Below are 14,091 nucleotides of genomic sequence, written 5' to 3' on the forward strand. Positions count from 1 at the left end.
TCTCTAGCTGCTGCCCCCACGGTAGAGGGTATCCAGACTTTATATTGCTACGTCATGATCTTCTTCTCCGTCGATCATTGCAAGTCCACATCATCCATCCCGGAGTGCAACAGTCTCTTCGCGGTCGGGCGTTTGTCGTGGCCGTTGGGCCGATCGCCTGCCGCAGTATGGGCATTCACTAGCAAAGGGTGGAGCTTCAACAAGCGTCACGAGGTTGTCACCACCTCACCTTTAGACCCGAAGTCTCCGATCCCTCCGCCTCCCGGGAGGACTGTTTCGCCGCCATTGTGCGAGCGAACCTGGTGTGAACCTGCGCGCTCAGGCCGGCAGCCGGCTCTGCATCAGCGCCCGGTGCGCCGGCACGTCGGCCGCCTTGGCCATGAAGTGGGTGCCGTCACGCCACAGACTGAACATGATGATCGCCAGCTTCCGTGCCAGCGCGACCTTCGCCTTGTTGAAGCCGATCCGCTTGCTGAGCTTGAGGCCCCAGTCCTTGAGCGTGCTGAACGACCGGGTGTTCGACAGCATGACGGTCGCGGCGCCGACCAGATGCGTGCGGGTGAGCTGGTTGCCCATCTTGCTGATGCCGCCATGCGTCAGGCTCTCGCCCGACTGGTAGACGCGCGGGGTCAGGCCCAGATAGGCGGCCACATCGTCGACATGCCGGAAGCGCGTCGGGTCCTCGATCGCGCTGTAGAACGATACGGCGGTGATCGTGCCGACGCCGGGGATCTCCATGAACCGCCTGCAGACCGGGTTCGACGCGGCCAGCAGTTCCAGCTCGCGCTCGATGCGGTTGGCCTCGACGTAGAAGCCTTCGCACAGATCGAGCAGCGGCAGGACCCGTGGTCGCAGATCGACGCCTTCAGTGTCGGCGATGAGGCACATCTGGTCGATGGCGCGGCTGCGATAGCTCGCCGCGGTTTCGGTCCCACCCTCGATCCGTCCGCCGTAGACCCGCACCAGGCCGCGGATCATCGCCTCGGTCTCGCGTCGCTGTTTTACGAGGCGGTCGCGCATGGTGAGATAGGCCCTGATCTCGAAGCACAGGTTCGATTTGACATAGACCTCGGTCAGATATTCCCGGCCCGTCCGCGTGATCTCGGCGATGCCGCGTGCGTCGTTCGTGTCGGTCTTGTTCCGCTTGACCGACAACACGCGATGCACCTGGCGCGCATCGAGCACTACAACCTGGAAGCCCTGCGCACGCAGCTTGGTCGTCAGATGCGGCGTCAGCCCGCCGCTCTCAATGCCGATCAGCGTCACATGCGATTTGAAGTTCTTGCGCAGATAACGTCCGATCTCGGTGGCGCTGCTCTTCATCGAGACCTGGTGAACAATCGCGCCGTCACAATCGAGAACGCAGACCGCCGTATTCTTGTAGCCGACATCCAGGCCAACCCAAAAGCGCGCCGCCGAAGGATCGGCCTCCGCTCGATCCATCGCCGCCAAATAGGACGGCACCACGATCTTCTTCGACATGACCGACTCCTTTCTTGCCAACATCTGGTCAACAAAGGATACCCTCGCGTCGAAGGCCGGGCAGCAGCTAAGCCACAAGTGCGCGCGCCTGTGATCAGCAGGTTTCGAACATCCGGCTTTGGCCGTCGCCCCGAGAGGACATAGGCGCGACGAAATAGGCCGAGGCTGCCGGCGTCGCCCTGAGCAAGGGGGGCGTCCATGACTGAACAGATAGCGTCTGGGCAAGCCCGACATGGGGCGCTGAAGATCCTAGCGCTGACCAATCTCTTCCCAAGCGCGTCCCGCCCGCGCCACGGCATCTTCCTGAAACACCGCCTCCAGCATCTAGCCCGCTTGCCAGGCGTTGAGATGCGATTGGTCGCACCCGTCCCGTGGTTTCCCTTCAAGACGCCGATCTTCGGCGATTACGCCAAGCTGGCTCAGACGCCGCGCGATGACGACACGGGCGACATCCCGGTCCGGTTCATCCGCTATCCCATGCTGCCTAAGATCAGCATGTGGCTGACGCCGCTCAGCATCGCGCTCTCCGCCCTGAAGGCTGTTAAGGAGACGAAGCGGAGTGGTTTCGAACCCGATGTTATCGACGCCTATTATCTCTATCCCGATGGGGTGGCGGCCTGCCTGATCGGATGGTGGCTGCGAAAGCCGGTCATCCTGACAGCGCTCGGCACCGACGCCACCCAGATTGCGCGACAAGCCGTCCCAGGCGCTCTCATCCGCTGGGCCTCCCGCCGCGCTATCGCCGTCACGACCGTCTGCCACGCGCTCGTTGACCAACTTCTCAGCTGCGGCGTCGCAGCGGAGAAGCTCACCGTCGTCCAGCACGGCGTCGACGCCGAGTTGTTCAGCCCTCGCGAGGACAGGAAAGCTCTGCGCCAGTCCTACGGCATGAAGCGCTTCACCATCCTCTCGGTCGGCCATTTGTCCGAGAACAAGGGTCAGCATCTGGCGATACAGGCGGTAGCCGAAATCCCCGATACCGACCTCCTCGTCGTCGGCGAAGGCTCCGAGGGCGGCCGGTTGAGGACATTGGTTCATGACCTCGGCCTGGCTGAGCGGGTGAGGTTCATCGGTGCGGTCGACCAGTCCCATCTCGCAACCCTGATGGGCGCTGCGGATCTGGTGGTGAGCTGCTCCCAATATGAGGGTATCTCCAATGTGCTGCTGGAGTCCCTCGCCTGCGGGACCCCGGTCGCAGCCACCCCGGTCTGGGGATCGCCCGAGATCATCACCGATCCCGAGATCGGCCTCCTGTTCGAAGGACGGACGGTCCCGGCCATCGTCACCGGCATCCGGTCCGCCATGTCCCGGACATGGGACCGCGCCTCCCTCCGGCGCCATGCGCTGCGCTTCGACTGGGCCGTTACCGCCGACCAGCATTGCAGGATCATATTGCAGGCGCTCGGAATGGCGCCGATGCCACCGATCGGAGGCACAGGCGATTACGCGATAGCGGGAGATGGTGCCTCTATCGCCTCCGCAACGGCGATGGAGGCCGCGCGATGACGGGCAAGCGCAGATGCCGCGGCACGCCAGTGGTCGTCACCGCCGATGGCGAGAGCCGCCTCGCACGCATCACGCTGGGCGGCATCCACAGCGAGGCCTGGCTCCAGAACCTCATCCACGACCATCCTTCGCTGCTGCCGGTCGATATGATCGAGCCCGGCTTCGGTCCGCTTCTTCCCATCGCTCAGGAAGTGCCGTGCTCGGCCGGCTATATCGACAATCTCTTCCTGACGCCCTCGGGCGAGATCGTCATCGTCGAGGCCAAGCTCTGGCAGAATGCCGAGCTCAGGCGAAAGGTCGTCGCCCAGGCGCTCGACTATGTCGCTGCGATCACCGCAATGGACTTTACGAGCTTCGAGGCGATGATCCTGAAGGGTTGCAAGCTGGCAGCCCCCTCGCTCCACGCGATGATCGCCCACCACCCCGACGCCTATGCCGAGCCTGAGTTCATTGACGCGGTCAGCCGCAACCTGAAGCGCGGCCGCATGCTGGTGCTGGCGGTCGCCGAAGGCATGCGCGAGGAAACCGAGACGCTGGCCGGCCTGCTGCAAAGCCATGCCGGGGCCCACTTCACCTTCGCGCTGGTTGAGCTTGGCTGCTGGCGCAACGCCGATACCGGCGACATCATCGTCATCCCCGACACGCTCGCCCAGACCGTCCTCATCGAACGGGGTATCGTCGTGATCCAGGAGGGCGTCCCGCGCCTACTGCCCTCGGCTCCCCAAAAGGCATCGAGCAAACCGCACAGCCTGAGCGCTGAAATGTTCTGGGAGGAGCTGACCAAGCGGGACCCGGCACTGCCTGCCGCACTTCAGGCCTTCCTCAAGGAGGTCGGGCCGGTCGGCGTCTATCCCGACCAGCGGGCGACCCTCGGCTTCAAGGCCAACCATCCGCTCGACCAGAAGCCGATCAACCTCGGCTATGTCGACAAGACGGGGAAGCTCTGGACCGACGCCGTAGGTCTCAACCTGCCCGATGATATCGTACTGCGCTACACCGAGCGGCTTGCCGACCTCATCGGCGGGCAACTCTCGGCCAGCAATGGCAAGAGCGTCACGACCAACGGCGTTTCCGCACCGCCGGTGTCGGCCCTGCTCCCCGCCCATGCCGACGCATGGGCCGATGCCATCCAGGCCCTGCTGACTGAAATCCGCGAGCGGGCAAAGGACGCGGCATGAAGGCGGCAGAGCGAGCGGCGCTGCAGGACGTCCTCGACCAAATCGAGCGCCTGCGCGCCTATGGCGTGGTGCGGATGGGTGTGGCTCTCGAACTACTCAACCCCGCCGGTGGCCCGCCCATTCCGATGGGCTGGATCGATGACGAAGGCAGGCTGTCAATCGATGCGATTGCGGCGAATGTGCCGATCGGGATCGCGCAGCGCTACGCGCGTGATCTCGCTGAGCTCCTGGGCGCAACAACAGCGGGGCCGCATCAGATCATGCTGATCGACGCTGACGGAAACCGACCTTCGATCGCACCGCTCCTCCAGAACCATGCCGCCGGATGGATCAGGCTCCTCGAAAGGCATGCCGCATTGATCCGATGCGGCCACACTGCGGCGTCCGCGCGCTAACCCGAGTTCACACGCGGACACGCCGTCAGCTAATTCGCTATAGCCACACTCTCCGCACCTTTCCGTTGGGTACCGACTTCAGCAAAACTGAGATCCAGTTCGGCATGGCGCGCCTGCTGACCGGTTTCCTGCTCCCACCGCCGGATAGCGACATCGACATAGGCGGGGTCCAGCTCGATGCCGACGGCCAACCGTTCGATGCTGTGCGCCGCCACGATCGTCGTCCCCGATCCCATGAACGGATCGAGGATGAGGTCCCCGCGCTGGGTCACGTCGAGCAGAGCATCCGCGACCAGCTCGACCGGCTTGGGTGTCGGATGATCCTTCAAGGACGCGCCCGCCGATGATCCCTTGCGATTGGCCCCAGGATAATTCCAGACATTGCTGCGATCCCGCCCATTCCGGCCCAGCTCGACATTGTTGGTGGCGGGGCTTGTCCCGTTGCAGAAAACCGCGATCTCCTCATAGGCTGAGCGATACAGCCCGCCCATGCCGCCCGATCCCTTGTTCCAGATCGCCTTGTTGATGCGCGATAGCCCCGCATCCCGACCAGCGAGCAGGAGCAGATCGATCTGCCGCCAGTCCATGCAGGCATAGAGGACTGCCCCCGGAGCGGCGTAGGCCTTGCAGAGCTTGAGGTAACCGGCGAGGAAAACGCGGAACTGATCGTCGGACATCTCACCGCAGCCCATGGCAAAGTCGCCATGTTTGACCTTGCCGAGGCCGCTGACGACCCCATCGATCTTGATGTTGTAGGGCGGGTCGGAGAACACGCCCTGTAGCTGACGACCTTCGAGCAGCCGCTCATAGCTGGCGGGGTCGAGACAATCGCCGCAGAGCAGGCGATGGCCGCCCAGGAGCCAGAGATCACCCAGCCTGGAAACGGGAAAGGGCGATGGCGAGGGTATACCCTTCTCGCCCTTCGCTTCCGCAGCCCCGTGGAGAATGAGGTCCAGTTCAGGCGCCTCGAATCCGCTGAGCGTCAAATCGAAGTCGAGCGTCCCCAGCTCTTCCAGTTCCAGCGACAGCTCGGACAAGTCCCATGAGCCCGTCTCTGCGATCCGGTTGAGCGATATGCGCAGGAGCCGCAGTTCATCCTCGCTCAGATGATCGAGGACGACACAGTGGATGCTGTCCAGCCCGAGCTTACGGGCAACCTCCACGAGGATATGGCCATCAACGATCCGGCCTTCTCGATCGATGATGATCGGCTTTGAGAAACCATGCGCGTTGACCGAGCGCATGACCCGTTCGAACTGAGCCGGCGCCGAGGTGCGGATCTGGCGTCTGGCACCTTTCAACTTGGATAAGGGCCAGACCTCCATGCGCAACGTAGGCGCAGGGTCGTTCCGGGTCTGAGAGGTCAGGGCTTCGGTCCGCACCTCGCCGACCAGCGACTTGCGGCGCCGACGGCTGCGTTCCTGAACCTGTTCCTTCAAACCGACGGGGAGATTGGCTTTGATGGTCATGATGATGTCCTTTGTCGCGGCACACACGGCTCGAGCGAGCGGCCTGCCTATCGATATTCATGAAAGATGCGGCGGCGCGGCGAGGCGCGCCGCCGCCGATAGTGTCAGCGCCGATTTCTGGCTGCGTAGACCCGCTGCCCAATCCTGCCGGAGTCGACTGCAGTCAGAAACTGGACCACCGCGTCGACCTGATCGTCATGCTTGGCGTGTGGAAAGGCCGACAGTTCCGTTTCGAAGGCGGATCGCCAGATCGCATCCCGGGGAAGCCATATGCGCCTCCGCTCGAACTTCCAGGTCTGGGCTTCGGCGCGCTCGACCTTGGGCTTTGTCGCACTGGCCCATGCCACCCATGGGTAGCCAGCCTGCCGAAGAGGCTGAATGACCCCATGGCCGCTGCCCGTCGCTTCGAACAAGACGAGGTCGGCCTGCCATCGCTCCTGCAACTCGATCGCCATCTTGATCTGCTGCGGGATCTCGATCTTGGCCCGGTAGATATCGAGGATGTGGATTTCCGACCCCCGAACGCCCAGGGTCGCACAGACCGAATAGTCGTTCTTCTCGTCGGTGATATAGGCCGTATCCCAACTCTGGATCACATATTCGAACGCCCGCCGGTCGACCGCCGTTTGGGTGTAGTTCAGCCATTCGAGTTTGAAGATATGGCCGCCGGCGGGCACGGGCCGCTGATTATATTGCGCTTCGAACAGGGCCGTGCCCATGTCTCGCTTGAGCGCCTCGGCTTCCTTCGTGCCGATGCGGGCTTCGTGGAGATACTCGCCTGCCTCCCAGAGGAAGTCGTGCCCGCAAATCCTGAGTATGCGGTCTTCATGATTGACCAGTGGCAGGATCAGCTCATCCCAGCCGCCTGCCTGGAGCAGGCGCCCGGGAAGATCATCGACGTGTAGGCGCTGGGCGATCACGACGATCCGCCCCTTCTTGGGGTCATCAAGGCGGGAGCGCAGGGTCGCGCTGAACCAGTCGTTGACCTTCTCGCGGATCACATCAGAGCGCACATCCGACGCCTTGATCAGGTCATCGAGGATCAGGATGTCGCCGCCCTTGCCGGTGGTGCCGCCCTGGATCGACGAGCAGCGGCGGAAGCCACCCTTGGTCGTCGACAGCTTCTGCTTGCCCCGCTCGGCCGGATCGAGGCGGGTCTTCGGAAAAACCCGCTTGTACCAATCGGTCTGCATGAGTTTACGGGTCGCATGCGCAAATTCCTCGGCCAGATCTGCCGCATAGCTGATGCAGACGATCTTGAGCGCGGGGTTGCGACCTAAGGCCCATGCCGGGAAGAGTACGCTGCCGATCACGCTCTTCAAATGCCGCGGTGGCAGACAGATGAGCGAGCGCGTGATTCTGCCGTCATAGATCTGCTCGAAGCGTTCGCAGATCATTCGAATATGCCAGTTCGGCAGATATTCGGCATCCGGGTTGAGGTGCGACAGCCCCACCTCGCAGAAGAAGGTGAAATCCTGTCCGCCCACCTCGTCCACGGCGGCCGTGGAGAGGGCTTTCGCTTCGACACGCTCGGCAATGACCGTGTCCATTTCTCGGGTCCAGTAAGCCATTATGCACCCTCCTCGTCACCAAGGCAGTACCGCTTCCAGGCCAGCAGATTCTCGACCGCCGCCGACTCCGCAGCGCTAAGCTGGGTCGCCTCACCTTCTGGATCTGCGGGTGGATTGAGCTTGATGTTGGCCGAGATCACGGCAGCCGCTGCCGCTGCATTGCCCTTAAGGGCATCGTGGTGCTGCTTACGGATGATTCCCTGCAACGCCACGATCGATTTGCCGGAGGGCAGCTTGACCCGGACCGAGCCCTCCTCCCGATACAGCGCGGCTATATCCTTTTGCTTTTTCCGGTTGCGCTTGCCCCGGCTCCGGTGATGACCTTCCTCATAGGAGGTCCTGCGCGGCGGATTGCCTTTACCGATCGGTCCGGGCTTCCATCCCCCGAGGTCATCCGGTCCGCCGTGGAAGCTATCGTCGCGACCGCCGTTTTTGTTGTCATCAAATTCATCAGACATGATGGGTCACCTTCAAAAGGAGATTGAGCGCGCGCGACCGCTGCCGCGCACGGGACAAGTTTGAAAATCGGATGATGATTTGTGCGACACCAAGAAACGACGCCCGGGCAAAGGCATCGGGAGGCCAAAAGGCACTCGTCCTGTCGCTAACAAAATCAGTACGCCAGTGATCGACAGATACGCTTTTTACTTCGTTACGGCAGCGTGATCACCTAACCCACCTGCCCTCGCATTGATCCGACACGACGATCACTCAATCCGGAAAACTTGTTGCCTCAAAACACCTTTTAGAAGTTGGCGATTGCCATGTTCATCTAGACCCAAAGTTAATGTCAACATCGATTTTGAAGGCGGCGCAGATTGCCCATCGGAGACGATAGGCTCACCCAACGAGGCTGAATTCGGTTCCCATTATCCGGCTTCGGGAAAAGCTCGGACCCAACCCTAAAAAGTCGGCCTAATTGGCGCATGGCCGACGGCGGGAAGTAATATTTATTGGGAAACTTCCCATTAAAACCCCTTCTATTGGGAAGCAGGTGCAGAGACCGGTTCGCTGCGGACTGCGTCACGCACCATCTTCGATATTTTCCGGGACCATCGCCCCGCCCCTCCACCGTCCTGCGGACGGTCCCCCTCCCCGTTCCGGGGAGGAACGTTTTATCTCTGAGTTCCTCCCCGGCACGGGGAGGGGGACCATGCGAAGCATGGTGGAGGGGACGGGCTAGCCATCCAAACCCAACCCCGTTTCGCTACCGGCAATAATACCATATCCTCCGTCCTCAAGAGGGGGAGCCATGGCCGTTCTGCTGCGATCGATCAGTATCAAGATTTTCGGGGTCGCGGTGGTGCTGCTCGTCATCATGGCGGCGGCGGCGGCCTGGTCGGGGCGGTTGACCGAGCAGGTTCATCTGCAGTTGCAGACGCTCGATCGCGGTCTCTTTCCCATGGCGCTCGCCATCGCCGAGGTACACAGCGGGGTCGCTTCGGAGATGACCAGCCTGCCGACCGCAGGCCCCCGTTGCCCGGCCCAGTTGCACGGCATGCTCGACCGCAACGAAACGCTGATCCGCCGCACGATCGACTATCGCGCGCGCGCGGCGAAGCTGGCGGTGCTCGAGCGCAACAAGCTCGAACTTGCCCGGCTGGAACCCATGCTTGACGACCTCGCCTATGATCATGGCAAGCTGATCGGCCTTGTGCCCGCATTGTGCAGCGGCGATGCGGAAGCGAAAGCCGAGGCCGCACGGCGGGTCGCCGAGGTTCGGCGCCATGCCGGAGCGATCAACCATGAGATAGCCCGGTTCGTGGCGACCGGCGCAGTCATCGTGGGCGACAATCAGCGGCGCGCGATGACCGCGAACTTCCTGTTGATAGCGGCTGCCGGCGCGGTCGGGCTGCTGCTCGCCTGGCTGGTGGCGCGCGGGCTGACCCGGCCTATCAGCCGGTTGCAGGCCGGCGCGCGGGCAATCCAGCAAGGGCGGCTGGATGCAGATGTGCCTGTCACCAGCAGCGATGAGATCGGCGACGTTACCCGCACGTTCAATGCGATGCTGGCCGAACTACGCGAAAAGGAGAGGATCAAGGCGACCTTCGGCCAATATGTCGATCCACGCGTCGTCGCGGGGCTCGTGAGCGGCAGCGCCGACCGGTCGACGGTGGGCGAGAAACAGACGGCCACCTTGTTCTTTTCCGACATCGCCGGCTTTACGCCACTGGCAGAGCGGCTGGCGCCGAGCACGCTCGTCCGCCTGATCAACGCCTATTTCGCCGCGATGTCGGCGTGCATCCGCGACCGGCAGGGCATCATCGACAAATATATCGGTGATGCGATCATGGCCTTCTGGGTGCCGCCCTTCGCCGAACCGTCCGAACAAGCGCGGCTCGCCTGCCTCGCGGCGCTGGACCAGTGCGAGGCGCTGGACCGCTTTCGCGGCGACATCCCGGACCTGATCGGCATGCGGCGCGATCTGCCGACGATCGACATGCGGATCGGCATCGCAACGGGGGAAGTCGTGGTCGGATCGATCGGATCGGAACATGCGCGCAGCTTTACCGCCATGGGCGACACGGTGAACTTCGGTGCACGCCTCGAAGGCGTCAACAAGGTGTATGGAACGCGCATCCTGATCGACGCGATGACCCGCGCCATGGCGGGTGACGCGATAGAAACGCGCGAGATCGACACCGTCCGCGTCGTCGGGCGCGAAGAGCCGGTGGTCATTCACGAACTGACCGGCCGGTCGGGCGCGATCGACCCGAAGCTTTCTGCGACCATGGTCCGCTATACTGAAGGATTGGCGCTTTACCGGGCCGGGAAATGGACCGAGGCCCGGCCGCTATTCGCCGAAGCCGCAATCGAAGACGGCCCCAGTCGAACCTTGCTGGCCCGCATCGATGCTCTGAGCGGACAGCCGCCGGAGGACTGGTCCGGCGTCTGGACGCTCGCCTCGAAGTGAAGCTGACCGAGCGTCGGTCTGCCGTCCGTCCGAGCCACCACCCGGTTCAGGGCGCGGCGCGCTGCTCGCTTGCTTCGGCGAGTATCAGAAGGAAATCGTCGTTGGCGTCGGTCCACATCCGGGCCGGAGCCCATCCCGCAGCCTGCAACAGGAGACGGGCCTGGTTGGGCGTATATTTGTGGCTGTTTTCGGTGTGAATGGTCTCGCCGGCCGCCATCTCGAATCGCTGTCCATCGATCTGGAACGCCACATCCCGTGTAGCTTCGAGATGCATCTCGATCCGGCTCCAGTCGGGATTCCAGCGGGCGACATGGCGAAAGGCCGACAGAGGTATGTCGCCGTCCAGTTCGCGGTTGATTCGCCGCAGCAGGTTGAGGTTGAACGCCGCCGTAATCCCCTGCCCATCGTCATAGGCGGCGAGCAGGCGGTCGACATCTTTCACCCGGTCGAATCCGATCAGCAGGAAGGCACCGTTCCCCAGCGTCGCGCGCATCGATCGCAGAAGATCGATCGCAACCCGGGGAACCATGTTGCCGATCGTCGAGCCGGGGAAGAAACCCAGCATCGGCAAATCCTGCACCTCCACCGGCAGGTGGACGGGCCGGGTGAAATCGGCTTCGACCGGAAGGACCGGCAGCTGGGGAAATTTTGCGGCCAAGGCTTCACTCGACTGGCGCAGGAATTCACCGGAAATATCGAGCGGGACGTAAGCGGCAGGCGCAGTCGCGCCGAGAAGCAGCGGCGTCTTGAGCGAGTTGCCCGATCCGAACTCGACGACCGCGCGTCCTTCACCCACTATGGCGCCGACATCGGCGCCATGCCGCTCCAGCAGACCGATCTCGGTACGCGTAGGATAATATTCGTCGAGCGTCGTGATCTGCTCGAACAGTTCCGATCCTTCGAGATCGTAGAACCAGCGAGCCGGGATAGCCTTGCGTGCCTGCGCCAGACCTTCGAGCACGTCTTTCCGGAAGGCGGGATCGACCCCGTTCGGCTCACGCTCGCGCAGCTTGATCTCTTCGATGACGCCCATGTCAGATATCCTTTGCGAGACGCAGGCCGGTGAACTGCCAGCGTTGATGCGGGTAAAAGAAATTGCGGTAGGAATGGCGCATATGGCCGCGCGGCGTGGCGCAGCTGCCGCCCTTGAGGACGAACTGCCCGCTCATGAACTTGCCATTATATTCGCCGACCGCGCCGGGGGCGGTGCGAAAGCCGGGATAGGGGCGATAGGCCGAACCGGTCCATTCCCACACATTGCCGAACATCGTCGGCGCACCGCTGCGATCAGCGCATGGGCCGACCGCTTCGGCGGTGTCGAGTTGCACGCCCGAGGCAGGATCGTGGGCAGCCGACGCGAGTTCCCACTCCTGTTCGGTCGGCAGTCTCGCGCCCGCCCAGCTGGCAAAGGCATCGGCCTCGTAAAAGCTGATATGGGTGACGGGCGCCGACAGGTCGAGCGGCTGCCAGCCCGACAGAGTGAACTGCTCCCACCCTCCTTCGACCCGTCGCCAGTAAAGTGGAGCCTGCACCGCTTCGGCATTGACCCAGCCCCAGCCGTCGGACAGCCACAAATTGGGCGTCCCGTAGCCGCGATCTTCGATGAAAGAGAGCCATTCGCCGTTGGTGACGGTCCGATCGGCCAGCGCAAAAGGCCGCATGAAGGCCTGGTGGCTCGGGCCCTCATTGTCGAAGGCGAAACCCCGACCGTCATGGCCGATACTCGCCAATCCGCCTTCATGCCGGACCCAGCGCATCGGCGCGACGTCCACGCTGCCCTCGGGGCAGGCGGCCGGTCGCTGCCAGGCGGACGGGCCCAACGGATTGCAGTGAAACAGATGCTTGATATCGGTCAGCAACAGCTCCTGATGCTGCTGCTCATGATGAAGACCGAGTTCGACCAGAGCCGTCAGTTCCGGCGCCAGCCGGTCGAGCGTGCCCATAAGCGCTTCATCCACCCAGCTGCGATAGGCAATGACCTCACGCAGCGACGGGCGCGTGAGCAGACCCCGCTTGGGCCGTTCGATGCGTGGCCCCTCCGCCTCATAATAGCTGTTGAACAGAAAGGGCCAACGGTCGTGGAAGAGCTGATAGCCATCGACATGGTCACGTAGCACGAAGGTCTCGAAGAACCAGCTGACATGGGCCAGATGCCATTTGGCGGGCGACGCATCGGGCATGGACTGGGCCGTCGCGTCGGCGTCGGACAGACCCGCGACGAGATCCACGCTCAGCTGTCTCGTTCGACGATAGCGGTCGGCGAACGACAGGACAGCGGAGGACGCCTGATCGGAAAGGCTTGCCACGATAGTCGATGATCCCCGCCCTGATGTCGCACCTCGTCGGCACGACAGCTGTAACGAGCGAGGCGAGATTAAGTTACCGGGCCGCTGAGATAATCTTGCCGAACTCTATCGGAGCCATTCTCGCTGCCGCACGTCACGGCCCTTCGCGGGTAGCGTGCAGGTAGAGACATTTTGATGACCCTGATGACCATGTTCCGGCCAATAGGCGGATCGCGGCGGATCAACTCCGCCGCGTCACGATCGTCAGCCGCAATAGTCGGGGGTGATCGACTCCGAGCCCTGGCGCTTCTTCCAGGCGCCGTCCTTGAGCTTATAGGCCTGCCCCGGCTTGACCGCGCGCAGCGTCTGGCAGGCAGTCGTCTGGGCGAACTGGTCGACCGTCACGTTGCGCGACGCGGCGATCTGGGTGTAGCCGGCCCGCCGCTTGATGTTGATCGCGTCGACAGCAGCCTTCAGGTCCGACGAGGGCGCCGAGACGAAACCGAGATAGCCGTCCCATTGCTCGCCGACCGCGCCAGCCGCCAGCGCCTGTTCGACCACGGGGTCTGCCGCCAAGAGCGGCGACGCTGCCGCAAGGGCGGCAGCTGCGACGATGGCCGTACCGAATATCTTTCTCATTGCGGAAACAGCTCCGGATTGTTGGCGATGAAATCCTCGGCATCCTTCTGGAGCCGGACCACCACCTCTTGCTTCACGTTCACGTTCAGGTTGATCTCGATCGGCTTGTCGGGTGCAGCGACCTGGATGCAGCCCGCGAGCATCAACCCGCAGGGCAATATCGCCATCGCCGCAACGCGGCCCTTCTCTATCCTCATCATCCTCTTCATTGGGGGACGCTCGCACCGCGCGTCCCGCTCGTCAATCTGGCTGAGGTCATGACATGCTCCCGCTTTACCTTGGCTGAATGGGGGCCGGCGCCGGAACGATCGCAGCGTTCGATGCCGGAGAGGTCGGTTCGGGCGCGGCCGTCGCTCCGTTTCGAAGCAATAGCGAGGGATCGACGAACGTCTGGGCCGAGTTCACCAGCCCCCGGAACGGCGCCGTAATCGTGATGTTGAACCGGAAGGGCAGCCGCGTCAGCGGCGCCAGCAAGCGCCCCATGATGCCGTTGCGCGTGGCGGTTTCCTGGGGTCTGTCATTGGTCCCGTCGAAGCGGACGCGACTGACGATCTCGCCATCCAGCTGTCCATTGAGGTCGATGATCAGGCGGTCGTAGCGCATCGACTTGAGCGCATCGAAGGCCAGGCGGGCAAAACGGCCGAGATTGGCA

At 63.0% G+C, this 14,091-nt stretch carries 13 protein-coding genes; 4 read left to right on the top strand and 9 right to left on the bottom strand.

Annotation, left to right across the window (positions count from 1 at the left end; genetic code table 11):
* Positions 1 to 318: 318 nt before the first annotated feature.
* On the bottom strand, positions 319 to 1,482 hold the full coding sequence (locus KAY22_RS16380) for an IS110 family transposase (protein WP_021245899.1): 1,164 nt from the start codon (positions 1,480 to 1,482) through the stop codon (positions 319 to 321).
* 198 nt (positions 1,483 to 1,680) lie between these two features.
* Between KAY22_RS16380 and KAY22_RS16385 the strand changes: the two genes are divergently transcribed.
* From KAY22_RS16385 to KAY22_RS16395, 3 genes are read left to right on the top strand one after another with little or no spacing between them, the layout of a single operon-like run.
* Positions 1,681 to 2,988: a glycosyltransferase gene (locus KAY22_RS16385; RefSeq protein WP_296624427.1), complete on the top strand. Its 1,308-nt coding sequence runs from the start codon at positions 1,681 to 1,683 to the stop codon at positions 2,986 to 2,988.
* The gene (locus KAY22_RS16390) at positions 2,985 to 4,166 is read left to right on the top strand and encodes a hypothetical protein (protein WP_296624428.1); all 1,182 of its coding nucleotides are present in this window, start codon (positions 2,985 to 2,987) and stop codon (positions 4,164 to 4,166) included. Before KAY22_RS16385 ends, KAY22_RS16390 begins: the two co-directional genes overlap by 4 nt.
* The gene (locus KAY22_RS16395; protein WP_296624429.1) at positions 4,163 to 4,561 is read left to right on the top strand and encodes a hypothetical protein; all 399 of its coding nucleotides are present in this window, start codon (positions 4,163 to 4,165) and stop codon (positions 4,559 to 4,561) included. The genes KAY22_RS16390 and KAY22_RS16395 overlap by 4 nt, the downstream gene beginning before the upstream one ends.
* 29 nt (positions 4,562 to 4,590) lie before the next feature.
* On the opposite strand, the gene KAY22_RS16400 is transcribed toward KAY22_RS16395, so the two are convergent.
* The 3 genes from KAY22_RS16400 to KAY22_RS16410 form a co-directional block, all read right to left on the bottom strand.
* The gene (locus tag KAY22_RS16400) at positions 4,591 to 6,030 is read right to left on the bottom strand and encodes a DNA modification methylase (RefSeq protein WP_296624430.1); all 1,440 of its coding nucleotides are present in this window, start codon (positions 6,028 to 6,030) and stop codon (positions 4,591 to 4,593) included.
* A 104-nt stretch (positions 6,031 to 6,134) separates the two neighbouring features.
* Positions 6,135 to 7,601 (bottom strand): phage terminase large subunit, encoded by a 1,467-nt coding sequence (terL, locus tag KAY22_RS16405; RefSeq protein ID WP_296624431.1) that lies wholly within the window; start codon positions 7,599 to 7,601, stop codon positions 6,135 to 6,137.
* Positions 7,601 to 8,059 (bottom strand): hypothetical protein, encoded by a 459-nt coding sequence (locus KAY22_RS16410; RefSeq protein ID WP_296624432.1) that lies wholly within the window; start codon positions 8,057 to 8,059, stop codon positions 7,601 to 7,603. The genes terL and KAY22_RS16410 overlap by 1 nt, the downstream gene beginning before the upstream one ends.
* A 794-nt stretch (positions 8,060 to 8,853) precedes the next feature.
* On the opposite strand from KAY22_RS16410, the gene KAY22_RS16415 reads away from it, so the two are divergent.
* Positions 8,854 to 10,515, top strand: coding sequence for an adenylate/guanylate cyclase domain-containing protein (locus KAY22_RS16415; RefSeq protein WP_296624433.1), 1,662 nt, complete (start codon positions 8,854 to 8,856; stop codon positions 10,513 to 10,515).
* Positions 10,516 to 10,561: 46 nt separating this feature from the next.
* On the opposite strand, the gene egtD is transcribed toward KAY22_RS16415, so the two are convergent.
* From egtD to KAY22_RS16440, 5 genes are all read right to left on the bottom strand, one after another.
* Complete coding sequence (gene egtD / locus KAY22_RS16420) at positions 10,562 to 11,548, bottom strand: L-histidine N(alpha)-methyltransferase (RefSeq protein WP_296624434.1); 987 nt, start codon at positions 11,546 to 11,548, stop codon at positions 10,562 to 10,564.
* Between the two features lies 1 nt (position 11,549).
* Positions 11,550 to 12,785: an ergothioneine biosynthesis protein EgtB gene (gene egtB / locus KAY22_RS16425; protein ID WP_296624437.1), complete on the bottom strand. Its 1,236-nt coding sequence runs from the start codon at positions 12,783 to 12,785 to the stop codon at positions 11,550 to 11,552.
* A gap of 279 nt (positions 12,786 to 13,064) precedes the next feature.
* Positions 13,065 to 13,439, bottom strand: coding sequence for a YdbL family protein (locus KAY22_RS16430; RefSeq protein WP_296624435.1), 375 nt, complete (start codon positions 13,437 to 13,439; stop codon positions 13,065 to 13,067).
* On the bottom strand, positions 13,436 to 13,636 hold the full coding sequence (locus KAY22_RS16435; RefSeq protein ID WP_366514096.1) for a YnbE family lipoprotein: 201 nt from the start codon (positions 13,634 to 13,636) through the stop codon (positions 13,436 to 13,438). Before KAY22_RS16435 ends, KAY22_RS16430 begins: the two co-directional genes overlap by 4 nt.
* Before the next feature lie 76 nt (positions 13,637 to 13,712).
* The coding region (locus tag KAY22_RS16440; RefSeq protein WP_296624436.1) for a YdbH domain-containing protein at positions 13,713 to 14,091 on the bottom strand (379 nt) is incomplete at its 5' end.

This window comes from Rhizorhabdus sp. (genome assembly GCF_018006725.1).
Lineage (GTDB): Bacteria > Pseudomonadota > Alphaproteobacteria > Sphingomonadales > Sphingomonadaceae > Rhizorhabdus.